Genomic DNA, 22,104 nt, shown 5'->3' with positions numbered 1-22,104 from the left:
CAATGAACGATATTCAAAAAAAATCTCTGGAAAAATATTTGACGCAGGCATTGCTCGCAGACAAGGTTGAAATCTTGCAAGCAGCATTGCTTTCCGGTGGTGCCGTACAAGAAAACTGGGCACTGGATTTGCAGGTCACTGGTGGTGTTCATGGAAGTACTCAAGGTGGCCGATTGAACACTGTATTGCGTTGCGATTCACCCACTGCAGGTGTGGCCATCAGCCACGGTCGTGCGCAGGAATTCGCTTTGTTGCAAACCGTGTTCAATGCAGGTGTAACCGTACCGCAACCCTTGTGTTTGTGCACCGACACTTCCGTGTTTGGGCGCCCGTTTTTTGTGATGCGCAGAATAGGCGGCACAGCGGCTGGCCATGTATTGGTGAAGAACACCACTTACGCACCTGATCGTGTTGAACTGGCTCATCGTTTGGGCAAAGAATTGGCGCGTATCCATTCGATCAGGCCGCCCCTGGAGGCACTGAGGTTTTTGCATGCTTACGCTGAATCGCCCGCGCAGTATCGGATCAATACCCATCGCGAGTTTCTGGATCAACACCACACCGCTTACCCGGCACTGGAATGGGGTTTGCGCTGGCTTGAGCGCCACGCGCCAGCACGCGACTTGATTACACTGGCTCATGGCGATTTTCGCACCGGCAACTACATGGTGGATGAACATGGGCTGACCGGTATTCTGGACTGGGAGTTTGCAGGTTGGAGCGATCCGCTGGAGGACGTTGGCTGGTTTTGTGCGAAATGCTGGCGCTTTGGGCAAGACGATTTACCGGCAGGCGGCATTGGTCTGCGCGAACATTTTTACCACGGTTATGAGGTCGAATCTGGTCGCACGATTGATCGAGATCAAATTCATTATTGGGAAGTGATGGCCCATGTGCGTTGGGCGGTGGTGGCCATTGAGCAGGCACAACGCTTTTGTTCCGGGCAAGAAAACTCCCTGTTGCTGGCTTTGACTGGCCACATTGTGCCGGAGCTGGAATGGGAAATTTTGAACATGACGGAGCACAACTGATGCGTGAACAACCCACTGGTGAATTGCTTTTGCAGTGCGCGCGCGAGCTGCTTAAGAGCAAAGTGTTGCCTATGTTGCAGGGCGATGCCAAGCGAGATGTGTTGATGGTGATGAATGCCATGTCGATTGCGCAGCGTGAGTTGCAGCAAGGCGCCGCACTTGAGGAAGAAGAGCAACGCGGATTGGCCGAAGTATTAGGTGAACCTGTATTCGATGTGGCCCGGGCAAACTGTGTATTGGCGGCCCGCATTCGTGCTGGTGTTGCAGACCCTCACAACCCAGAGCGTACTGAAGTACTGAGCCACTTGCGTGTTGTGGGTAAAAACCGTTTGCTGGCCAGCAACCCCAAAATACTGACGAGCCACAAAGTATGAGCACCTTGGTGTTGATGCGACATGGTCAGGCCTCGTTTGGGGCCGCGCGTTACGATGCTTTGTCGGAACTGGGACAAGCCCAGGCGCGAGCCACAGGGCTGTGGATGCGCAATCAAGGCATACATCCAAATGCGGTGTTGCACGGACCCCGACAAAGGCAGGCTGACACCGCAAACTTGTTGCTCAAGGAAAGCGGGTATCTAATTTCTGGCAAACAATCTGAGGCATTGGATGAGTTTGCCGAGGGTGAAGAAATTTTCAGTGCAGCAGAGCAATTGCTTGGGCGCAGTATGGCACTCGATTCGGGTCGGTCACGCCTTGAAGTGCTGCGTGATTACGATGCAACCTGCAGGGCCTGGGCCAATGGTGACGTGCGTATCCCGGGGCGATTAAGCCTTGGCGAATTTCGTGAACAGTTGCGCGATTGGTTAAGTTCGCACACACAGGCGCAACATGCCAACGGGCAGATTGAAGTGGTGGTCACATCTGCCGGATCTATTGCAGCACTGGTGTGCGAAGTGATGGGCTTGCCCGATGCAAGCTGGTACAGCCTGCTGCGTGTAATTCGAAATGCATCGCTCACCGAGGTACTGTATTCAAAAGGCAAAGTCAGCTTACTCAGTTTCAATGGTGTGAGTCACCTGCCACCGCAATTAAACACGTCCATGTAATTTAGCGGCAGTAAACACAGATCAGGCAGTTTGCTTGCCTCCTGCGGCATTTCCATGGCTCACCAGTTCCCGTGCAGGGCGCACTTCAATTGAGCCATAACGGGCGGGCGGAATTTTCTCGGCCAGCGCAATCGCTTCATTCAGGTCTTGGGCTTCCAGCATGTAAAAACCTGCGAGCTGTTCTTTGGTCTCTGCAAAGGGGCCATCAGTCGTGTGGGTCTTGCCATTTCGAACCCGCACGGTAGTGGCGGTATTGACCGGCAACAAAGGGCTACCTGTGATGAAGTGCCCCTTGTGGCTTAAATTTTCAACGCAGGCGATACACTCGTTGTTCAGTGCATCCCATTCCTGTTGCGACATGCTGTTCATGATGTTCTCGTCGTAATACACCAAGGCCAGATATTTCATATTCAATCTCCGTAGCGACAATCTTCGCGAAGTGATTCTTCAATCGGACGAATTTCGATCGTACCCAATCGCGCAGAGGGCCATTGCGATGCAATTCGCAAGGCCTCGTTGAAATCATGGGCTTCAATCAGAAAAATACCACCCAGTTGTTCCTTGGTTTCTACAAAGGGCCCGTCGGTTGTTACCAACCTTTGATTGCGCACCCGCACCAGCACACCATGGTTGGCGCTCTGAAGTGCATGGGTGGTAATCAAGTGGCCGCTTGCTTTCAAGGATTCCACATAACTCAATGTTTCCTGCCTCAAAGCCAGCCATTCTTCATGTGGCATGGCTTTGAACAGGGCCTCTTCCTCATGGGCAAGGCAAAGGTATTTCATGGCAGGTTGCCTCTCAAGGTTGGGCATCGAAAATGGCTTTACCGCTTTCAGGGTCGAATGGCGAAGAAAAATGCTCATGCACAATTTTCCATTCATTTTTTTCCTGACGCAGACACACGGTGGCACGCATCCAGCCAACGTTTTCATTGCCAAAGTCTTGAACCGAACCACAACGCGACAGGTAATGGCAGAAGGCCAGTTCGCCGCTGCTTTGAATGTTCAATTGATGAATTTCAAAGATGATGCCGCCACCGCACAACTGCATGCAGTATTTCCAGTGTTCTGCGTAATTGGCTTTGCCGACGATGTGCAGCACTTTGACTGCATCAAACGACACCACATTCTCGCTGTAGTGGCTCATGATTTTTTCCAAGTCTTCGTCGACGACTGCTTGCTGCCAGGTTTCCAGTACTGCCTTGATTGCGTTCATGGTTTCTCCTTTAGTTGGGGGTTTCATGAATTAGTCGAACGGCACTTTCTGAAATCGACATTGTTTGAAATTTTTTTTTAGATTAATTTTTCAGTCTGCCCAAGTCATCCAGACGTTGTTGTAAAAAGCGCTGCTCCGGCCCTTGTCGAGTCAGACGAAGTGCGTCTTGATAGGCATCACGGGCTTCCTTTACGTGGCCCATTCGCCTGTACAGGTCTGCGCGTGTGGCGTGGGCCAAGTGGTAGTCGTGCAGGTGGCCTTGCTCCATCAGCTCGTCGACCAGTGCCAAACCGGCTTGCGGGCCATCGCGCATGGCCACTGCCACGGCACGATTCAACGCAATAACCGGCGAATGGGTGTGCTCCAGCAGCGCATCGTAAAGGCCAACAATTTGTATCCAGTCTGTTTTTTCCGCGCTGGGGGCTTCCGCATGCACAGCACTGATTGCTGCCTGCAGCGTGTATGCGCCAAATCGGCGTGTGGCCAAGGCCTGCAACACCAACTGGCAGCCTTCGCGGATCTGGGCCTGATTCCAGAGTGTGCGGTTCTGGTCTGCCAGCAAGATCAGGTCACCATTGGGTGTGCAACGTGCTGCCTGGCGGGAGTCATTCAATAACATCAAGGCAAGCAGCCCAACAGCTTCGGGTTCTGGCAACAGTTGTACCAGCAGGCGCCCAAGGCGGATAGCTTCGCTGCAGAGTTCTTTGCGAATCAATGCTTCGCCGGTCGAGGCCGAGTAGCCTTCATTGAACACCAGATAGATCACATGCAGTACGGCATGCAGACGTTCTTGAAGCTGATCGGCTTGAGGCACTTCGTAGGGAATTTTGGCATCGCGAATTTTGGTTTTGGCGCGAACAATTCGTTGCGCCATGGTGGGTGTAGTGCTTAAAAATGCGCTGGCGACTTCTTCCGTGGAAAGCCCGCACACCTCCCGCAAGGTGAGCGCCAATTGGGCTTCAGGTGACAGGCTGGGGTGACAACAGGTGAAAATCAACCGCAAGCGATCGTCTTCAATGGTTTCGTCGGCGTAATCGGGTTCATGGTGTAGTTGCTCAGCGAGATCGTCGGCAACGTCTTCAAACGAGGTGTCGAATTTTGCACGGCGGCGGATTTGATCAATGGCTTTGAATCGGGCGGTGGACACCATCCAGGCCCGTGGGTTGGCTGGGATGCCGTCAACTTCCCACTGCTGTAATGCAATTGAAAATGCTTCGTGCATGGCTTCTTCAGCCACATCAAAATCGCCAAGCAGGCGAATGAGTGTAGCCAGAATTCGGCGGGACTCCTGTTGGTAAAAAGTATCTAGCCAAGGTCGCAGGGCAGTTCTCATGTACTTAAATTAACATTCGTTAATACAAATGATAATAGTTATCATTATAATTGGTGGATTGTCCATTCTCCGAAGTTTCTCATGATCTCCCAGAATCCCAAAGTCAGCTTCTTGGCTCTCGCAGTATTTTCAGCCCTGTCATCCAACGCATTCGCCCAAGCCAACGAGTTACCTGCAGTGCAGGTCAATGCCAGTGCCGATGCCTCAGCCGACGGACTTGCACCTGAATACGCAGGGGGCCAAGTGGCCACAGGCGGACGTGTGGGTTTGTTGGGCACGCAATCAAATATGGATTCGCCGTTTAACCTGACCAGCTACACCTCGAAGTTGATTCAAGACCAACAAGCATCCAGCGTTGGCGATGTGTTGTTGAACGATCCGGCAGTTCGCGTGGCGCGTGGTTTCGGTAATTTTCAGCAGGTGTACCTGGTGCGCGGCCTGCCCATTTTCTCGGACGACATGTCGTACAACGGATTGTATGGTCTGCTGCCCAGGCAATATCTGGCCGCAGAATTGATCGAACGCGTTGAAGTGCTGCGTGGCGCGAACGCGTTTTTGAATGGTGCAGCGCCCGGCGGCAGTGGCTTGGGTGGTGCGATCAATGTGGTGCCCAAGCGCGCGCCGAACTACGACATTAACCAGGCCACAGTGGGTGTGCAGAATGGTGGAGAAACTTACCTGGCTGGCGACTTTGCTCGCCGTTTCAACGATGGGTCTACCGGCATGCGGGCAACCATTGCCAGGCGCGATGGCGACACCAATGTTGAAGGAGAGTCGCGTGAACTTTCCTTGTTCGCAGTGGGCGCAGATTTTCGCAGTGACCATCTGCGAATCTCCGCAGATGTGGGCTATCAAGAGCACAAGCTTCAGGCTTCGCAGCCCAATATCACAATCGCCGCAGGCCTCGCCATTCCAACCACACCGCGTGCAGACCGCAGCATTGCGCAGCCCTGGACCTTCTCCAACGCAGAGGACACATTCGGCACTGTACGTGCTGAATATGATTTCAATGACACGGTGACTGGCTGGTTGGCCGGTGGTGCAAGGGAAAGCAACGAGGCCGGGAATTTTTCCAACCCCACCGTGGTGGATGAACAGGGGAATACCAACTCCTTGCGTTTTGCAAATGTTCGTGAAGACTCCGTGCAAACTGCCGAAGCAGGTTTGCGCTTTAAGTTCAACGCGGCTGGGGTAAAGCACACCGTGAGTACCACCGCTTCAGTGTTTGAACTTGAGTCAAAAAATGCTTTCGATTTTTCCAGCTTTACCGGTTTCTCGAACAATATTTACAATCCAACAGCAGTTCCCGAACCCGCATTGGGCGCATTCCCCAGTGGCAATTTCAACAATCCTTTGCTGACCGAGAAAACAGAAACTTCAAGCCTCGCTGTAGCAGACACCATGGCGTTTTTGAGTGAGCGATTGTTGCTGACCGTGGGGGCGCGCCACCAGCAAATTGAAGCCACCAGTTTTAATGGAAACACCGGTGAGCAAACCGCCAATTACTCTGAGAATGCCACCACACCGGTGGCGGGCGTGGTATTCAAACTTAGCCCCAAGTACTCGGTATATGCCAACTACATTGAAGGACTGGTGAAGGGTGACACCTCACCTGCCACTACTGGCGCAGGTGCACCTGTGGCCAATGCAGGAACTGTGTTCAAACCTTACATTACTGAGCAGGTTGAGCTGGGCGTGAAATATGACGGCGGCAGCGTGGGTGGTTCAGTGTCGGTGTTCCAAAGTGAAAAGCCCAACTACGGCATTGACAGTTCCAATACTTTTTCACAAGTAGGCGACCAAACCAATGAAGGCCTGGAACTCATGGCGTTTGGCAAAGCCAGCAAAACAGTCACCGTGCTTGGTGGCGTGAGTATTTTGAACACCGATGCTGATGGCCGCGATGCGATTGGCGCCCCTTCAACACAGGCCAACGTGGGGCTGGAATGGAGCCCGGCGCAGGTGCAGGGGCTTGCATTCGAGACAAGGGCAATTTACACCAGCAGTCAGTACGCTGATGCAGCCAATACACAAGAGGTGCCATCATGGACTCGCCTTGATTTGGGTGTCAGGTATGTGATGCCGGTGGGCAATGCGCAAGCGTTGACACTGCGAGCCCGTTTGGACAATGTGACTGATCGGAATTACTGGGCCTCTGCGGGTGGCTTCCCTGGTTCGGGTTACTTGACGATTGGCAACCCGCGTACCTTGACAGTGTCCGCTTCGCTGGATTTTTAACAGAGCATGTTGCGGCGCATGATTGACCATGCGCCGCGAATGGCTGATGATGTAACCGCTCAGTTACATCTGTGTTGCAGTACTTTTTCCCTTCACTGGAACACCGCCATGCTCACCCGCTTTCTGCTTGCCTCACTGGCCTTTGTTGGAACTGCGGCTTCCACGCCTGCACTTTCACAGGTCAAGGGACCGGAAATTCCGCCCAACCTCATCGGCAATGTCTCTCGCCAGCTTATGAAAGAGATGAAGCCATTGGACAAGCCACTGCACATCAAGATTTGCATTTTCGATATTTTGGGCAAGGCTGGGCCGGTGTTCAGCGTGGCGCAAGACATTGCTTTGGAAGCACGCAAGTGGAATGTGTTCGCCGAGTTGATTCCTCACACCAATGAAACGGTGGCCACCGAGTCCTTCAGGACAGGGCAATGCGAGGCGGTGGGCATTACCACCTTGCGTGCGCGTTTGTTCAATCAGTTCATGGGCAGCTTTGATGCAGTGGGTGCGCTGCCCTCTTACGATCATGTAAAAACTGCTTTGCAGGTTTTGATGGGTAACGACGCTTTGTACGACCTGTCAATTCAAGGCAAGTATCAGGTGGTTGGCATGGCCCCATTGGGTGCAGCGTATGTGATGGTGAACGACCGATCCATCGACTCGATTGAAAAGGCTGCGGGCAAGAAAGTGGCGGTGATGGATTGGGACAAAAGCCAGGCCAAAATGATTCAGCAATTGGGCGCACAGGCTGTGCCCAGCGATATTACCAACTTCGCGCAAAAATTTAATAACGGTGTAGTCGATGTTGTGGCTGCGCCCGCCGTGGCCTTTGCACCGCTCGAGTTGTACCGTGGCTTGGGCACCAAGGGTGGTGTGTACAAAATGCCGCTGTTGAACGTGACAGGTTCGGCCATTATCAACCGCACGCGCTTGGAGAAAGAAATTCCGGACCTCGATGAGCGTTTGAAAAAAATGCGCAAGTTTGGCTTGGGCTTTATTGATCAAGCGCTGGATGCTGTCAGGCTGATTGAGAAGCAGGTGCCTGCCAAATACTGGATGAACGTGACACCAGTGGATCAGGAAAAATACAATGTGATGATGCAGCAGGCGCGTGTGCAGTTGACGCAGGAAGGTGTATACGACAAACGTATGATGAGCCTGCTGAAAAAGGTGCGCTGCCACCACACACCCAGTGCTGCGGAATGCAGCACGAATGTGGAGTAAGGTGGCTTTTTATTGCCTCAGGTAGCTGGCCGCTTGACGCTGTGCAAGCAGCACCAAATTGCCTTGCGCAATTGATACATCAATCAGGTGAAGTCCCCAATTCGATCCGCCAATAAATTCACCGGGATAGTCGTCTGCGCGCGGATCGTCGGGGTCTGCCACGATACTCGCTTCAAGATAACTGACACCATTCGGCCCCACCTTGCATTCTCCTTTCACTTGCCCGGGCATGGAGTAGTAGGGGGTGGGAATGGTGAAGTTGCTGATTGGATTCGCGTAGGGGCCGCCAGGTCCACGTGGAATCAGTAACACACGAAATACCGGTGGCTGCTGGCGAGGCACAATCGGAAACAAATCTGCTTGTCCGCCTGCCAGTGCTGCGGGGTTTGTGCACAGCGCTTGTTGACCTTCTTCAGCGCTTAAACCAAAGCGTGGATCTTCAAGCTGAGGATCGTCTGCGCGGTAGGTCACATAGGCCACTACGCAGCCCAGTTGGTTGGCATTTCGACAAGCGGGTACCGTTTGAAACGATCCGCCCACATCGCGACCAGTGGGCACCAGTACATTGGTACCAGGAATGTGTGCGGAGATAAACCTGCTCAGCAAGGCGGGGCGGGTTTCAATTTCCTCGGCGATCAGCCTGCGCAAAATACCCGATCCCTGGGAGTGTCCTACCAAAATAAAACCGCGTCCATCGCTTTGGTTGGCAATGTATTCCTTGAAGGCATCGAGCACATCGGCATAGGCGACTTCGCCTGCGTTGGGTGCAATGTCAATGCCACCCAGGGCGCCCGTGAATGTAGTCAGTCCCAGTGCAGTCAGGGTGCGTTGGCGGTACACCGGTGCAAACTGGCGGCACACTTCGCCATAACGGCCAAATTGCAGTGCAGTGGTTTGTTGTTCTTGCAAGTCATCATTCAAGTCTGAGTTGCCCATCAGATCGATGCTGGTGGTTGGGTAGACGTAGAAACAATCCACTTGGGGCGCTGTGGCAGGTGCGTAGCTTAGTGTGGTAGCAGTGGCATCTGCAGCCACTGCAGTGCTGTCAAAATTGCCGTTGCACACGTTGCTGGTTCCCATCAAATCGGGGTGACACAACCAATTGCTGGTGCCTGTGTACAAAGTGCTTTGGTAGCCTGGGAACGGGTTGCTGGTATTGGCGGCACTCGCGCCTACTCGTGTGGCAGCACTGCTGGTGCTGCTTGAGTCTCCACCGCATGCGGACAGCAACAGCGATACAGTCGCAACGCTCAATAAAAATGGATGAATCACATTCTTCTCCCGTCACTGCAGGTGGCACCTGTAGCCGTTACATCAAACGCCTCGCTCACACCTTCAAATGGCTCGGGCGACCCCGCTGGTACGGCAACACCCCGGTGCTTGATTCGATATTTACCCGCAGGCGTGTTGGCCGGAATTTTCCATTCCGCCAAGGCGGAGGATACAAAGCCGGGCAATGGAATCGGGCTTAAGTACGGCGTGGGCTCGAAGGGCTGCCAGCGGAAAATCAGTTCGGGCGAACGGTCGTGGGTAAAACTTTCCCATTCACCGTTCGCATTCATTCGCTCCACTTCCACAATCGCCAGCCCACGGGTTTTCATGTTGCGCGGATGAGCGCTTTGAAATTGTGCGGTCACCGTGTTGCCGGCCGTCACCGTGGGTGTGGGTTGGGCCAATACATCGCCAAATGCGGCACTGGGGGCCTGATCAAACGGCACATAGGGTGGGCGGGGAATCGGGTTGCTGGTCACTGTGCGGGGTGGGCCGGCAGGCGGTTGATTTTGCTGGGCCAATGACAGGGCCAGCCTGCGGCTTTCCTGTTGCACGGCGGCCAGCGTCCAGGGTCCAAATTGCGTGGAGGCGCCCTCATATTGCTGAATGGAATATTCTTCACGCGTGGTGAGGTAATTGACAAAATCATTGCTCAGGCCACTGATGATCACTTGGTCAATGCCTTGTGGCTCCAACACTTCCAGCACAGTTTGACGAATGCGCCGCCCGGCCATGGTGGTAATTTCCCAAGGCAAGCCCAACACTGCCACATTGCCAATGGTGAACAACTGAAATGGCAGCACATTGTTGCTGAAGTTCAGGGGCGGGCCGAGTACAAACAGCACGGGTTTTTCAGCTTGGCAACTTAGGCTGGTGCCAGCGGGCACCGCGTCAAATGGAAGGTCATTCAGGTTGCACAGCACGGCGGTGGCCAATATTTCCGGTGGCAGTTTGCCTGCGGCCAGCGCAGCCAGGTCGCGGGTGAGGCGGGCCGGGTCGGTGCGGCCGTTGCAGCTCGCGCCTTCCACTGTGGGGCCAGGGCCGTCTTCAGCGCCTGCACCAAATGACACGCCCATGGCGGCGGTGCAGGTTTTTTTCACGGCGCTGTTCAGTGATTCTGGGTGGCGCAGTGAATTCAGCACCACGGGGTCTGTAATTTCCACTTCGTCCATCTTCACGTGGAATTGTGCAAAATTCACTCCACCACGCACCAACTGGTTGGCATCGCGGTACAGGGTCAGTGCGCGCGCCAGTTGCTTGCTGCCGTTGATTTCCACAGCCTTCAATTCATCGGTAGAGCCACCACGTTCCTCAAAAGGTTTGTCTTTGAAGAAAATATTGGGGCTGCTGTCACCTTCATCGGTTTGTGCAAATGCAGCCACGAAAGTGTCTTTCCCGGCCGGTGCCTCGTATTGTGTGCCCATCAATTTTTCAAAGGCCAATGCAGCCCAACCTTTGTTGTCTGAGGAAATCAATGGATTGGTGTTGCCTGTGGTGGTGGGGTGCACACCAAACCAGTTGATTTGCCCGATCGGTGTGCCATCGGCACGGCGCAGTTTCAGCAGTGCCATTTCCTTGTTCACATTTTGGCTTTCACCACGCTGGTTCAAATACTGATTGCGTTCTTCTTGCGGGTTTTGATCGTAGGCAATCGCAGAGCGATTCACATTGGCATTCAACAGTTCACCATTGTTGACCAACAGGCGACCTGGCTCTGGGTTGGCTTGCAGGTTGGCATGTGCACGTCGAATGGCTTCCACAATGCCGTCTACGATGAAGTTGTAAACCTCCTCGTCATGCCCCAAACGGAACGCGTTGAAGGCAGTGAAGTGCGCATAGCCACCGGGCCCGGCGTGGGTGTGGGTGGCGTTTAGCATGATGTTCTGCTCGTTGTAGAACGGTGCCAATTGAGCATCGGCTGCCACCTTGTTCAAAACCCCTTGGCGCACAGCATGGAAAATCATGCCGAGGTCGTTGACCACATACACCACGCGATTGCCGTTGCATGGTGAACCAATCACATACGCGCGGGAAAACTGGCGGGTGTGCAGGCCAAGGCTGGCGTGGGTGGGGCTTTCATAACCCATCATCACAGAACCCGCTGCGGGGCCAGTGATGTCGACAATGCCGGTGCCCATGGTAAACGCGGTGTTGTTTCTGCAAGTGCCACTGTTCAAGCCTGTGCTGGGTTGAATATTGCTGTTCGGTGTACTGGCTGGGGTCAGGGAGGGGCTGTCTTGCCCTTCACCGATCAACAGGTTTGGATCGCTTAGCGCACATTGCAAACCTGCGGTGTCAACAAACTCAGCGTTGCCGGGGTTTTCATTGGGGTTGGTGCGATTGTCGGTTTGGGTCAGATCGCTGCTTTCGCCAAGGCAGCCTGCCAAAGTGGCTGCGGCCAGCAAAACTGTGACAGCGCGAGTTGTGCGATGCAAATGGATGTTCATTGTGAATACTTGTTGTGTGTGTCTCCTTTGATTCTTACTGCTTCGTTGTTGGCACAGATTCAGGCCAGGGCTCCATGTGACGTACTGTGTCGTGTAACCGACACTAGTCACTTTTGAAGCCCTGAAGCGGGGGCGCTTAAAAAGTGTTGTTCACCAGTACTTCGTCCAGGCTGAGCTGGCCGGGCTTTGGCCAAGGCGCTTTGGTTCCTTTTCCAATGGCCACCATGGGGCCCATCACATGGTCAGCAGGCAAGTTGATCAACTTGGCCACCGCTTCAATGTCAAATCCGATCATCGGGCAGGAATCCAGGCCAATGCCTTTGGCGGCCAGCATCAGCGTTTGCATGGCCATGCCAATGGATCGTTGGGCTTCATCGCGCTGCAACCAATCGCGACCATCGTGGAAAGGTCCCATCCAGCCAACCAGCAAATCTGCGACTTCTTTTGGCGCCTGCACCCAATAGCGTGAAGGGTCTTTCTGCCAGGCTTTCATGTCGGCGGTCATGATGACCAGCAAGGATGAGTCCGTGATTTGGGTTTGGTCGTTGCCTAGTTTGCGCATTTCTGCACGCAGGACCTTGTCGCGTACCACCACGAAACGCCAATGCTGAATGTTGAAACTGGTCGGTGCCTGAATGGCGGCCTCGAACAGTTTTTTCTCATCGTCTGCGGAGATGATGTGCTCGGGATCAAATGCCTTGATGGCCCGGCGTTGATAAATTGCGTCAAATAATTCCATGTACTGCTCCTTGTGGACTGCTGTGCACCGCATAAAAAAAGCCGGAACCCTGGAGGGGGAACCGGCCAATAGTGTACAGGCTAAAAGGGAAAGTCGTTTATTTGGCCAAACGACGTGCCTGTGACACTGCGTAGCTGCCTGCCCGTGCTGCAAGCAAAGGATCATCCGATCCTTCGATACCGGTGGGCAATACCAGTGGGTTGAAGTTGATGCCGTCGCAAGCGGACTTGTCTGTCACTGCGGTTACTTTCAGGCGACCGGCCACTACTTTTTTACGGTCGTCAGGTCAGGCCACAGTGGCGTTGTCTGTGGGGTCTCCAGCTTCAGCCAGTTGCAGCACCATGTCGAATTCAACTGGAATTTGTGACACTCGGCCTTTCAGTTCATCTTCAAGAAACACCTTGGCGTGTGTGGCCAGTTTGTCTTCGGCAATGAATTCCTGGCCTGTCACGGGTACAAACATCCACTTTGCGAACTGGGTTTTGCCTGCTGCATTGGTGAACTTGAATGCGTTTGCGCTCCAGTAGTTCACTGCACCGTAGCTGGCAGGTACGCCAGTTTTGGCAACCCATTCCATTTGCGGTTTGAAGTCAGGGTACTTGGCGGCCGCCGCTGCTATCTTTGCAGGATCCGGTTTTTTAGTTGCAGGGTCTGGCTTGCGTGCCTCCAGGAAAGCAAGGAAACCGTCGGGTGTGGCAGCCGTGAAGAAGGGGGATGAAATGTTGGCCATCAGCCATTGCTCGCCATTCGGCAAGTCAAATTGGGCGGCCAGGCCGCGTACGCCTTTGCCGTTTTCAGGCGCATTGGGATTGCCGCCACCCACGGAGAAGCGCAGGGTAACCGGCACTGGTTTGCCAGAAAAAACAGACGCTTTGGAAACGGCCGAAGCTGCCTTGTTGCCTGTGAATGTGCCCGCTGCGCAAACGCCGCGAGCGCCTGACCGGCGCGAACCCGCATGCGTGCCAAACACACCTTCAAGGCCGTCCACCAAATTCACTGCGTTGGCCGGTTCGCTGGGAATTGCAGTCTGAGCGACCGCTGTTTGTGTGCCAAGGGCGGCCAGTGCCGCAACAACTGCCAAACCAATTGCTGTTCTCATTTCCTGCATCCTTCTTTTGATGGTCATCGATCTCGCAACCCACCCGGTGAGCCGGATGGTCTACGCTATAGATCGCTGACGCGAGAAGGAAGTTACAGTGTCACAAAAATATAATTTATTGGGTAGGCAGCAGGTTCTTGATCACTGACTCGGCTACGCGCTGATTCATGTAACGCGGTACCGCATAAGTAAAGCGGGCTTCTGCGATTGCAGACTTGGCCACAGCGGGAATGTCAGTTGCTTTCAAGGCAGCCAGCTGGGTTGGAATGCCAAACTTTTCATTCATGGTGCGAATACGGGCAATAAAGGCCCTGGCCAGGTGTACGTCGTCGGCACCTTTGTCACCAATGCCGCACGCGCGGGCCAGAATGGCCAGGCGGTCGGCACAGTTGGGCAGGGAATAGTCCAGCACATGGGGCATCACTATGGCATTGGCCAGGCCATGGGGCGTGTGGTACAAGGCACCAAATTTGTGAGCAATGCCATGCACATAACCCACTCCGGCTTGTGTGAAAGCAATGCCAGCCAGGTGCGATGCCCGAGCCATTTTCTGGCGAGCTTCCAGGTTGCTGCCGTCTGCAACAGCAGTTTCCAGGTGCTTCATGATCAGCTGGGTTGCTTCCAGGGCTTTTTCATTGGTTTTTCGGGTGGCATTGCGTGATACAAAGGCTTCCACAGCGTGGGTCAAGGCGTCCATGCCCGTGGCCGAGGTGATGTGCGCAGGCAAGCCGGTCATGAGCGATCCATCCAGCGCGGCGGCCGTGGGCAACAAGCGAATGTCCATGGCGGCTACTTTGCGTTTGTTTTCTGTGTCGCTGACCACGGCCGCAATGGTGACTTCTGCACCGGTACCAGCGGTAGTGGGTACGGCAAACAAGGGAATCATGCCCTTGTGCACCCGCAGCAAGCCGGTCAGTTTCAATACAGGCTTGTTGTTCTTGGCGCGGGCACCAATCATTTTGGCGGCATCAATGGGGCTTCCTCCGCCCACTGCCAAAATGGCCTGGCAGCCGTTTTCCATCAGCATGCGATAACCGGCTTCAATTTGCTCCACAGTGGGGTTGGGTTCCACGCCGTCATACACCACGTACTTCACGCCCTGGGTTTCAAGCTCAGCCTTCATTTTTTCAAGTACGCCAAGCTTGACCAACACAGCATCGGTCACGATCAATACATTGCGGTGGCCCGCGTCGGCCATGTGCCGAACCAAGTCCAGTGAGGAACCGGTGCCTTCGAACATGCGGGGCCACTTGAAGGGCATCAGTGCAGTGACCACTTTGAAAATGGCCATATAAATGCGTAACGCGAGCACTTCGAGTGCATGCAACATGCGGGTGTCTCCTAACTTTTATTGTGGGGTTAACAGTTGTTACTATGATTGTACAAAGAGTAGGCAGTGTAGAGGCAGAGGAAATATTCCACTTTTCTTGACGATCGGGAAAATTTCACGAGCCCTTTCGGTCAAGCTTGCCGCACTGTCAACAACAACATTCAAGAGACATTGTTCATGAAGCACCGCAGTACACCCTTGATTGCCGCCTTGGCCACCCTCAGTATTACGCAACCCGCACTGGCACAAACCGAAAACCTGGACACCTTCGTGGTCTCGGCCACCCGCGAAGCACGCGACCCGTTTGAGGTGCCAGCCTCGGTCGACAAGATCAACCAGAACACCCTGGAGAAAGCGGCCAGCTTTCAAGTGAATTTGTCGGAAACACTGACCCGTGTGCCGGGTTTGGTCATCAACAACCGCAATAATTTTGCGCAAGACCTGCAAATTTCAATTCGGGGCTTTGGGGCGCGGGCCACCTCGGGGGTGCGAGGCGTGCGTTTGTTTTCCGATGGCATACCCGCCACCATGCCGGATGGTTCCGGCCAAATTTCCCACTTCAGTTTGAGCTCAACCGAGTCAATAGAAGTGCTGCGCGGGCCGTTTTCATCCCTGTATGGCAATTCCTCGGGCGGCGTGATCTTGCTGACCACCGAGAACCCGCGCGTGGGCACTGAGCTGGAGGTGAACCAGATATTTGGAACCGACAGCACCCGCAGAAGCGGTATCAAGCTGAACAAGGGCAATGAGGAAGTGGGCATTGTGATTGATGCATCCACTTTCCGAACCGATGGATACCGCGACCACAGCAAAGCACGTCGAGACAATTTCAACAGCAAAATGGTGTGGAATTTAAGCAGCGACACCAGGCTGAGTTGGGTGGTGAATTATGTGGACATTCCACTGGCGCAAGACCCGGCTGGCTTGACCGCTGCCCAACTGGCCAGCAACCGCCGGCAGGCTGGCACCAACACGGTGGCCAACAACACCAATAAAACAGTGGAGCAAAGCCAAACAGGCATTGTGTTGGAGCACAAGTTCAGCCCCGGCACCAATATCACTTTCAGCCCTTATTACGGGGACAGGAAGATTCGCCAGGTGTTGGCCAGCACTGCGGTGATTGATTTGAAAAACGAGTACAGCGGCGCCGACCTGCGATTTGGGCACCAAACCAGCCTGCTTGGGAAACCCTTGTTTTTGAATGCGGGCTTGACCGTCGGTGAACTGGAGCAGGCTCGTTTGGGCTTTTTTGGTGCCAGCACCACACCCAACCGGGATGAGGCCAACACGGCCAGCCAGTTCGATCAGTACCTGCAGGCGGAGTATTTTTTCACCGATAAATTCAGCGTGCTGGGCGGGGTTCGAAATTCGTCCATCGAGATCGAATCCAATGATCAATTTTTGAGCAACGGCGACGGCAGTGGCAGCAAAAAGTACGATGAGGTCACCAGCAATGTGGGCTTCACCTACCGTTTGCAACCCAACATCAACACCTATATTTCATACGGTGAAGGATTCGAGACCCCCACCTTGCTTGAAACTGCGTATTTGTCAGTTGCACCACCTAGTCCAAACTTCAACTCCCAGCTTGAAGCCGCAAAAAGTGAGCAACTTGAAATTGGTGTTAAAGCCAAATTTGGTGGCACCTTGGTGAATGCAGCGCTGTACACGGTAGACACCGACAACGAGATCGTGGTGTTGGCTGCGAACGGTGGTGCCACCTCATTTCAGAACGCTGGCTCGACCAGTCGCGAAGGTGCGGAACTGGCCCTGCAGCATGCTTTCAACAGGCAATGGCAAGCCAATGCGGCGGTGAATTACATTCGTGCCACCTACGACACCTCGGTTAACAGCATTCAGGCCGGCAACAGCTTGCCCAGCATTCCGAAAAAAACCTTCTTCGGTGAGCTGGTCTACAAGCCTTCAAGCCTGTATGAGGCAGCCACAGAATTGCGGTATGTCGAAAAGCTGTTCGCCAACGATGCAAACGATGCCTTCGCCCCTTCCTACTCGGTGGTGAACCTGCGCGCCAGCAAGGACTGGCCTTTAAATGGTGGCTGGAATGTGCGCACCTATGCCCGTGTGGACAATGTGTTCGACAAGGAATACGTAGGGTCGGTGATTGTGAACCAGGGGGCAGGGCAGTTTTTCGAGCCTGCCAGCGAACGCCAGTTTTTATTGGGCGTTACCGTGGGTTTGAAGTGGAGGTAAGCACTCATGTGACTGTCAGGTAACTTTAGAGCGCCCACACCACTCCCCGTGACTTGGGCGCTGTTAGAATCTGACACACATAATTTTCACAATCAGGTTTTCCGCCATGTCCAACGCACTCAGTCTTCGTCGCATCAGCCGCATGTCCAGCAACGGCTGGGATCGCTTGTTCAAATCAGAATCCATGGTTCGCGCGGGTTTGCAGCCGTTTGAAATTGTTCACCAAAGCGGCATTCACAGCGTTCGCCATTACTTGCCCTTAACTGAAGAAAGCATCACCGTCGGTGACGACACGCTGCCAGTGAGCAAGAAGCGCAATCAAATTCCGCTTGTGCTGATCGCACCCCTGGCCGTGAACATGTATGTGTACGATTTGCTGCCCGAGCGCAGTTTTGTGCGCTACCTGATGGCGCAGGGCTTTGATGTGTACCTGATCGATTGGGGCAAGCCCACGCGCAAACAGGCAGGTTTAACCCTTGAGAATTACATCAAGGAATTTTTGCCCACGTGCCTGAATGCCGTGCGTGAACACAGTGGTTCCAAAAAGCTGAATCTGCAGGGCTGGAGTATGGGCGGTGGCATGGCCTTGGCTTACACGGCCTTGTTCAAAGACGAAAACATCAACAAAGTGGTCACCTATGGAACGCCCATCGATGGCCACGCCAACGGTGCCATCGGCCAACAATACAAACGCTTGGCGAACCTTCTGAAGTCGGCCCGAATCAATTTTAGAAAGGTGCCCGCCCAATTGCTGTACACGCCGGGCTGGGCCAACGTGATCGGTTTTAAATTGCTCGACCCTGTGGGTAGCCTGAAAGGTTACTGGAACCTGATTTCACAGTTGCACGACCGTGAGTTCGTGGCCCAGCATGCCAACCAGGCGGCATTTATTGACAGCCTGGAGGCCTACCCCGGGGGTGCATTGCGAGACTGGTTTGCGAGCATTTGGCTTGAAAATGAAACAGCGCACGGCCACTTCAAAGTGGGCAAGGCCGTGGCCAACTTCAAAGACATCACTTGCCCGGTGTTGGGTATTGCAGGCAAATCGGACAACCTGGCCAACGTGGCGTGCTGCAAGCCGATCACCAAGGTTGTTGGCTCGGAGAAGTCCGAATTCTTTATCGGCCCGGGCGGCCACATTGGCATCATGAGCGGCAAGGAATCGCCCAATACCATTTGGGCGAAAACCGTGAGCTGGCTAAATAGTTAACACTGTGCATCCACCTCCGCTTTTGGTTATAGTGAACTCACTCAGCACCAAAAGCAGTAGGAGGTGGCATGCTGAAATCCAGACGAAAAATTCTTCAGGCCAGCGCAGGCCTTGTGCTTGCAGGCCCCATGTTTGGTCAACGCCGTGCCTTGGCGCAAACACCTGCATGCGATGACAGCCCTACACCCCGTCAAATCGAAGGCCCGTATTACACCCCGCAAACTCCCCGGCGCAGCAACTTGATCGATGGTTTGCCCGGAGAAGTTCTGATATTTGAGGGCAGGGTATTGAGCACCGTATGCCAGCCCGTTCCCGATGCAATTGTCGATTTGTGGAGTTGCGATGCCCAAGGCGTTTACGACAACTCAGGTTTTAAACTGCGCGGGCATCAAATCACGGATGCACAGGGTAGGTTTCGTTTTCAAACTCTTGTGCCCGGGTCTTACGGCAATTCCAGTTTCAGGCGCACACCGCATTTTCATGTAAAGGTTCAGCCTCCGGCAAGCCCTTTGCTGACCACGCAACTTTATTTTCCAGATCATCCATTGAACCAGCGCGATAGTTTTTTCAATCCAGCCTTGCTGGTGAAGATTGAAAAAAAGGTGCAACAACCCAAGCTGGCCTTGTTTGACTTTGTAGTGCCTGTGCAGGCTGGGGGATAAGTTCAATGGCAGTACCCACACGAAGTTTGTTCGCCCTGTGCGCTGTGCTGGTGGCAGCCGCCTGTTCAACGCTGCCCGCTACGCGGCCGGCTGCGCAAGTTGCGCCAACCGTGTGGCTTATGGGCGAGGTTCATGATAATCCCCAAGCCCACCGGGCCCGTTACAACTTAATTGCCAGCAAAGTGAAAACAGGCTGGCGACCCGCCATAGCCATGGAACAGTTTGATCGCGAACACCAAGGCCTGTTGCGCACCGCGCAAGATGAATGTAAAACCGCTGCCTGCATTACCTCCAGGCCGTGGGTCGAAAAATGGCAGTGGGAGCTTTACGAACCGCTGATTCAACTGGCCTTGGACTATCAATTGCCTTTGCTGGCGGCCAATGTGTCGCGCGAAGATGCAAACCGGATTGTGAAGGGTGGCTATACCGCTGCCCTGGACCCTGACACGATTGCCCACTATGAATTAAATAAGCCTTTGCCAACGGCTCTGGCCGAACAGCACCGGCAAAACATTGTGGAAGGGCATTGCAATATGTTGCCGCTTCAGGTGGCCGAGAAGATGATCCCTGCGCAAGTGGCCCGAGATGTCTGGATGGCCAATGTAATCGAGCAGCAAGCCGAACAGCGCGATGTGGTTTTGATTGCGGGCAATGGCCATGTTCAAAAAGATGTCGGCGTGGTGCATTGGTTGCCCGTTACACTACAAGAAACAACAACCGTGTATGGTTTCATTGAGAATTCGCAGGCGGGTGGCTCTGAGCAATTCGATGTACTGGCGCAGGTGCCGGCACATCCCCGTGAAGACCCTTGCGAGGCATTCAAGGCCATGATGAAAAAATAAGCCACACTCAGGCAGGGGGCAAACAAGTGGGTAGTTCATTGCATTGGCGGTGCGCTGGCGCGCTCCTGCTTGGCGCAGCGGCGTGTTATTCACAACCATTGAAAGCCAATGGGTTCGAAGATTTCGATGATGCTGAATTGATTGATCACATCGCAGGCAGTGTTGCACGTGGCTACGGACGCATGTATGGCTACGGCGTCGATTTCAAACTCATCGGAAAAGAAACGCCACATCAGTCGCCCTTGCTGGTTCAATACAATGCGCCGCTGAAGCGATGTACTTTTTTTATCAGTACGCGCGATAAAACATGGCACAGCTTTGAGCAGTACCTGGAATTTTTTGAAGGTTTGCCCAAGCAAGTAGTCTATGAGGCCTTCTTCGCGCATGAATCAGGGCATTGTGTCCAGATGAATGAGCAAATCGATTTTGGTCCGGTGCGGCGCCGTCACCGTGAGGAACTGTATGCCGATGTGTTTGCCCTGTCGCATGTAGAACGTTATTACCCCAAGCATCGCAAAGCATTTCAAGAGGCGCAGTTGAAAATGCGCCGTGCTGCGTTGGGCATTCAAAACGAATATGACTTTTACAAAGAATTGCTGAAGTTGCATTACAGTCCTGGCCTTCAATCGGCATTGAAAGTGAAAAATCCGCAAGAAAGAGCGTACTCAATTGCCAAAGCGGTGGATCTGTTGTGATAGTTTGTTATCGTGATAAGTAATTAGGCTTAATCCCAAGGAAGCACAGGAGTAGTGAACATGGATCAAATGAAATTTGGCTTGGCAGAGAAAATCAAGGAAACAACCGTCAGTCGCCGGGGCTTTTTGCTCACTTCGCTGGCAGGCGGTTTTGCGGTGGCTTCAGAGCCTCTGTTTGCCCAAGCCATCAAAACAGACACACAGGGCATTACCGCCGGTGAAGTGAAAGTACCTGTAAAGGATGGACAAATTCCAGCCTACCGCGCCATGCCTGCCAAAGGTAAAAACTTTCCGGTCATTCTCGTGATTCAGGAAATTTTCGGTGTTCACGAGTACATTCAGGACATTTGCCGTCGCTTGGCCAAGCAAGGCTACTATGCAATTGCACCCGCGCTGTTCAGCCGCGAGGCCGATGTGTCCAACATGAGCCTTGATGCAATCTTGAAGGAGGTGGTGCCGGTGGTGCCCGATGCGCAAGTGATGACCGACATCGATTCCACGGTGGCTTTTGCCAAAGCCAGTGGCAAGGCCAACACTGCCCGCTTGGGGATCGTGGGCTACTGTTGGGGTGGGCGCACCGTGTGGCTCTATGCCAATCACAACCCTGCAGTTAAGGCAGGCGTGGCTTATTACGGCCTGCTGGCTGGCTTGAAAGGCCCCAACAAGCCGGCTGATCCGGTTGATGTGGCTGCAAACCTAAAAGTGCCAGTGCTGGGCCTGTATGCTGGTGAAGACAGTTTTGTGCCCGATGAAGTGGTCGACAAAATGCGCAACGAGTTGGGCAAAGGCAACAGTGCTTCTGAAATCGTGGTATTCCCTGCGGTAAACCATGGTTTTCATGCGGATTACCGACCCACTTATGACAGACGAGCGGCCACGTATGCCTGGAAACTGACTTTGGACTGGTTTAAAGAGCGTGGCGTGTAAACAAGGGTTCGGATGAGGGGGATTTGAGTCAAATTTGCTGAATTTATCCCGGATTGTCTTGGATTGACTTAGACAAAGATGACTCAATTCGCTCAAGCGTTTACACTTGAAGCACCCCAATCGTTTGGTTAAAACTCCAAAAACATGAAAACCGAGAATCCTTTAGCGCTAGACAACCAGCTTTGTTTCTCTTTGTATGCCACCTCCCTGGCAATTACCCAGGTTTACAAGCCGCTGCTGCAACCCTTGGGCCTCACCTTTCCACAGTATTTGGTCATGATGATTTTGTGGAAAGAAGACGGTGTCAGCTTGATCAATGTGGCTCGCCAACTGGGTCAACAGCCCGGTGCACTCACGCCAGTCATCAAACGCATGGCCGAACAGGGCCTTCTGACCCGCAACCGAAGCGCTGACGACGAAAGACAACTGCAAATTTATCTGACTGACGAAGGCAAACGGATTCGGGAACAGGCACTGGATGTTTATGCGTGTGTGGTTGAGCAATGTGGCATGACACCCATGGATATTCATCGATTGAAGTGCGAATTGGATGCTCTGCGCGAAAGGCTGTTGAAAGCCTGATTGCTTGT

The 22,104-nt window shown here is 53.6% G+C and carries 22 protein-coding genes; 12 read left to right on the top strand and 10 right to left on the bottom strand.

Annotated elements, in window-relative coordinates; genetic code table 11:
- The first annotated feature begins 2 nt into the window (after nucleotides 1-2).
- The 3 genes from B4C79_RS04970 to B4C79_RS04960 are packed head-to-tail and all read left to right on the top strand — an operon-like array spanning nucleotide 3 to nucleotide 2,076.
- Nucleotides 3-1,031 carry a phosphotransferase family protein gene (locus tag B4C79_RS04970; RefSeq protein WP_291742926.1) on the top strand — a complete coding sequence of 343 codons (1,029 nt, stop codon included), beginning with the start codon at nucleotides 3-5 and terminating at the stop codon, nucleotides 1,029-1,031.
- The gene (locus B4C79_RS04965; RefSeq protein ID WP_291751814.1) at nucleotides 998-1,405 is read left to right on the top strand and encodes a DUF6285 domain-containing protein; all 408 of its coding nucleotides are present in this window, start codon (nucleotides 998-1,000) and stop codon (nucleotides 1,403-1,405) included. Before B4C79_RS04970 ends, B4C79_RS04965 begins: the two co-directional genes overlap by 34 nt.
- Nucleotides 1,402-2,076 carry a histidine phosphatase family protein gene (locus tag B4C79_RS04960; protein WP_291751812.1) on the top strand — a complete coding sequence of 225 codons (675 nt, stop codon included), beginning with the start codon at nucleotides 1,402-1,404 and terminating at the stop codon, nucleotides 2,074-2,076. Before B4C79_RS04965 ends, B4C79_RS04960 begins: the two co-directional genes overlap by 4 nt.
- A 21-nt stretch (nucleotides 2,077-2,097) precedes the next feature.
- On the opposite strand, the gene B4C79_RS04955 is transcribed toward B4C79_RS04960, so the two are convergent.
- The 4 genes from B4C79_RS04955 to B4C79_RS04940 form a co-directional block, all read right to left on the bottom strand.
- Nucleotides 2,098-2,484 (bottom strand): YciI family protein, encoded by a 387-nt coding sequence (locus tag B4C79_RS04955; protein WP_171097994.1) that lies wholly within the window; start codon nucleotides 2,482-2,484, stop codon nucleotides 2,098-2,100.
- Nucleotides 2,485-2,486: 2 nt separating this feature from the next.
- Nucleotides 2,487-2,939: a YciI family protein gene (locus B4C79_RS04950; protein WP_240605677.1), complete on the bottom strand. Its 453-nt coding sequence runs from the start codon at nucleotides 2,937-2,939 to the stop codon at nucleotides 2,487-2,489.
- Nucleotides 2,875-3,291 (bottom strand): YybH family protein, encoded by a 417-nt coding sequence (locus B4C79_RS04945; protein WP_291739635.1) that lies wholly within the window; start codon nucleotides 3,289-3,291, stop codon nucleotides 2,875-2,877. The genes B4C79_RS04950 and B4C79_RS04945 overlap by 65 nt, the downstream gene beginning before the upstream one ends.
- An 82-nt stretch (nucleotides 3,292-3,373) precedes the next feature.
- Complete coding sequence (locus B4C79_RS04940) at nucleotides 3,374-4,624, bottom strand: RNA polymerase sigma factor (protein WP_291739637.1); 1,251 nt, start codon at nucleotides 4,622-4,624, stop codon at nucleotides 3,374-3,376.
- A gap of 81 nt (nucleotides 4,625-4,705) precedes the next feature.
- Here B4C79_RS04940 and B4C79_RS04935 point away from each other — a divergent pair, with 81 nt between their 5' ends.
- Nucleotides 4,706-6,862 carry a TonB-dependent receptor gene (locus B4C79_RS04935; RefSeq protein WP_291739638.1) on the top strand — a complete coding sequence of 719 codons (2,157 nt, stop codon included), beginning with the start codon at nucleotides 4,706-4,708 and terminating at the stop codon, nucleotides 6,860-6,862.
- Between the two features lie 108 nt (nucleotides 6,863-6,970).
- A complete protein-coding gene (locus B4C79_RS04930) occupies nucleotides 6,971-8,080 on the top strand; it encodes a putative solute-binding protein (RefSeq protein WP_291762264.1) in 1,110 nt (369 codons plus the stop codon).
- A 9-nt stretch (nucleotides 8,081-8,089) separates the two neighbouring features.
- On the opposite strand, the gene B4C79_RS04925 is transcribed toward B4C79_RS04930, so the two are convergent.
- The 6 genes from B4C79_RS04925 to B4C79_RS04900 all read right to left on the bottom strand — a co-directional run bounded on the left by B4C79_RS04925 (nucleotide 8,090) and on the right by B4C79_RS04900 (nucleotide 14,967).
- The gene (locus B4C79_RS04925) at nucleotides 8,090-9,352 is read right to left on the bottom strand and encodes a DUF3089 domain-containing protein (RefSeq protein ID WP_291739642.1); all 1,263 of its coding nucleotides are present in this window, start codon (nucleotides 9,350-9,352) and stop codon (nucleotides 8,090-8,092) included.
- Nucleotides 9,349-11,799: a neutral/alkaline non-lysosomal ceramidase N-terminal domain-containing protein gene (locus B4C79_RS04920; RefSeq protein WP_291762261.1), complete on the bottom strand. Its 2,451-nt coding sequence runs from the start codon at nucleotides 11,797-11,799 to the stop codon at nucleotides 9,349-9,351. Before B4C79_RS04920 ends, B4C79_RS04925 begins: the two co-directional genes overlap by 4 nt.
- 136 nt (nucleotides 11,800-11,935) lie before the next feature.
- Entirely contained in the window at nucleotides 11,936-12,538 is a 603-nt protein-coding gene (locus tag B4C79_RS04915; protein ID WP_171098005.1) for a nitroreductase family protein, read from the bottom strand.
- Between the two features lie 97 nt (nucleotides 12,539-12,635).
- Nucleotides 12,636-12,776, bottom strand: a complete 141-nt coding sequence (locus B4C79_RS04910; protein WP_291739647.1) for a hypothetical protein — start codon at nucleotides 12,774-12,776, stop codon at nucleotides 12,636-12,638.
- Between the two features lie 48 nt (nucleotides 12,777-12,824).
- The gene (locus B4C79_RS04905) at nucleotides 12,825-13,637 is read right to left on the bottom strand and encodes a catalase (RefSeq protein WP_291751807.1); all 813 of its coding nucleotides are present in this window, start codon (nucleotides 13,635-13,637) and stop codon (nucleotides 12,825-12,827) included.
- 115 nt (nucleotides 13,638-13,752) lie between these two features.
- A complete protein-coding gene (locus tag B4C79_RS04900; RefSeq protein WP_171098009.1) occupies nucleotides 13,753-14,967 on the bottom strand; it encodes an iron-containing alcohol dehydrogenase in 1,215 nt (404 codons plus the stop codon).
- 177 nt (nucleotides 14,968-15,144) lie between these two features.
- Between B4C79_RS04900 and B4C79_RS04895 the strand changes: the two genes are divergently transcribed.
- The 7 genes from B4C79_RS04895 to B4C79_RS04865 all read left to right on the top strand — a co-directional run bounded on the left by B4C79_RS04895 (nucleotide 15,145) and on the right by B4C79_RS04865 (nucleotide 22,096).
- The gene (locus B4C79_RS04895) at nucleotides 15,145-17,178 is read left to right on the top strand and encodes a TonB-dependent receptor family protein (protein ID WP_291739423.1); all 2,034 of its coding nucleotides are present in this window, start codon (nucleotides 15,145-15,147) and stop codon (nucleotides 17,176-17,178) included.
- Nucleotides 17,179-17,284: 106 nt separating this feature from the next.
- Nucleotides 17,285-18,388, top strand: a complete 1,104-nt coding sequence (locus B4C79_RS04890; protein WP_291739424.1) for an alpha/beta fold hydrolase — start codon at nucleotides 17,285-17,287, stop codon at nucleotides 18,386-18,388.
- A gap of 68 nt (nucleotides 18,389-18,456) precedes the next feature.
- Complete coding sequence (locus tag B4C79_RS04885; RefSeq protein WP_291739425.1) at nucleotides 18,457-19,050, top strand: intradiol ring-cleavage dioxygenase; 594 nt, start codon at nucleotides 18,457-18,459, stop codon at nucleotides 19,048-19,050.
- Between the two features lie 5 nt (nucleotides 19,051-19,055).
- Nucleotides 19,056-19,892, top strand: coding sequence for a ChaN family lipoprotein (locus B4C79_RS04880; RefSeq protein ID WP_171098021.1), 837 nt, complete (start codon nucleotides 19,056-19,058; stop codon nucleotides 19,890-19,892).
- Between the two features lie 26 nt (nucleotides 19,893-19,918).
- The gene (locus B4C79_RS04875) at nucleotides 19,919-20,587 is read left to right on the top strand and encodes a hypothetical protein (protein ID WP_171098023.1); all 669 of its coding nucleotides are present in this window, start codon (nucleotides 19,919-19,921) and stop codon (nucleotides 20,585-20,587) included.
- Nucleotides 20,588-20,647: 60 nt separating this feature from the next.
- Entirely contained in the window at nucleotides 20,648-21,514 is an 867-nt protein-coding gene (locus B4C79_RS04870; protein ID WP_291739441.1) for a dienelactone hydrolase family protein, read from the top strand.
- Between the two features lie 144 nt (nucleotides 21,515-21,658).
- Nucleotides 21,659-22,096: a MarR family winged helix-turn-helix transcriptional regulator gene (locus B4C79_RS04865; protein WP_291739442.1), complete on the top strand. Its 438-nt coding sequence runs from the start codon at nucleotides 21,659-21,661 to the stop codon at nucleotides 22,094-22,096.
- The last annotated feature ends 8 nt before the right edge of the window (nucleotides 22,097-22,104 follow it).

Source organism: Limnobacter sp. UBA7229, assembly GCF_002473065.1.
In the GTDB taxonomy this organism is placed as follows: Bacteria; Pseudomonadota; Gammaproteobacteria; order Burkholderiales; family Burkholderiaceae_B; genus Limnobacter; species Limnobacter profundi.
The sequence above is the reverse complement of the archived record's forward strand: the minus strand, read 5'-3'. Positions and strand labels throughout refer to the sequence as shown.

Coding starts and splice junctions, on each gene's coding strand:
- B4C79_RS04970 (WP_291742926.1), top strand. CDS start 3: ATGAACGATATTCAAAAAAAATCTCTGGAAAAATATTTGACGCAGGCA.
- B4C79_RS04965 (WP_291751814.1), top strand. CDS start 998: ATGGGAAATTTTGAACATGACGGAGCACAACTGATGCGTGAACAACCC.
- B4C79_RS04960 (WP_291751812.1), top strand. CDS start 1,402: ATGAGCACCTTGGTGTTGATGCGACATGGTCAGGCCTCGTTTGGGGCC.
- B4C79_RS04955 (WP_171097994.1), bottom strand. CDS start 2,484: ATGAAATATCTGGCCTTGGTGTATTACGACGAGAACATCATGAACAGC.
- B4C79_RS04950 (WP_240605677.1), bottom strand. CDS start 2,939: ATGAGCATTTTTCTTCGCCATTCGACCCTGAAAGCGGTAAAGCCATTT.
- B4C79_RS04945 (WP_291739635.1), bottom strand. CDS start 3,291: ATGAACGCAATCAAGGCAGTACTGGAAACCTGGCAGCAAGCAGTCGTC.
- B4C79_RS04940 (WP_291739637.1), bottom strand. CDS start 4,624: ATGAGAACTGCCCTGCGACCTTGGCTAGATACTTTTTACCAACAGGAG.
- B4C79_RS04935 (WP_291739638.1), top strand. CDS start 4,706: ATGATCTCCCAGAATCCCAAAGTCAGCTTCTTGGCTCTCGCAGTATTT.
- B4C79_RS04930 (WP_291762264.1), top strand. CDS start 6,971: ATGCTCACCCGCTTTCTGCTTGCCTCACTGGCCTTTGTTGGAACTGCG.
- B4C79_RS04920 (WP_291762261.1), bottom strand. CDS start 11,799: ATGAACATCCATTTGCATCGCACAACTCGCGCTGTCACAGTTTTGCTG.
- B4C79_RS04915 (WP_171098005.1), bottom strand. CDS start 12,538: ATGGAATTATTTGACGCAATTTATCAACGCCGGGCCATCAAGGCATTT.
- B4C79_RS04905 (WP_291751807.1), bottom strand. CDS start 13,637: ATGAGAACAGCAATTGGTTTGGCAGTTGTTGCGGCACTGGCCGCCCTT.
- B4C79_RS04900 (WP_171098009.1), bottom strand. CDS start 14,967: ATGTTGCATGCACTCGAAGTGCTCGCGTTACGCATTTATATGGCCATT.
- B4C79_RS04895 (WP_291739423.1), top strand. CDS start 15,145: ATGAAGCACCGCAGTACACCCTTGATTGCCGCCTTGGCCACCCTCAGT.
- B4C79_RS04890 (WP_291739424.1), top strand. CDS start 17,285: ATGTCCAACGCACTCAGTCTTCGTCGCATCAGCCGCATGTCCAGCAAC.
- B4C79_RS04885 (WP_291739425.1), top strand. CDS start 18,457: ATGCTGAAATCCAGACGAAAAATTCTTCAGGCCAGCGCAGGCCTTGTG.
- B4C79_RS04880 (WP_171098021.1), top strand. CDS start 19,056: ATGGCAGTACCCACACGAAGTTTGTTCGCCCTGTGCGCTGTGCTGGTG.
- B4C79_RS04870 (WP_291739441.1), top strand. CDS start 20,648: ATGGATCAAATGAAATTTGGCTTGGCAGAGAAAATCAAGGAAACAACC.
- B4C79_RS04865 (WP_291739442.1), top strand. CDS start 21,659: ATGAAAACCGAGAATCCTTTAGCGCTAGACAACCAGCTTTGTTTCTCT.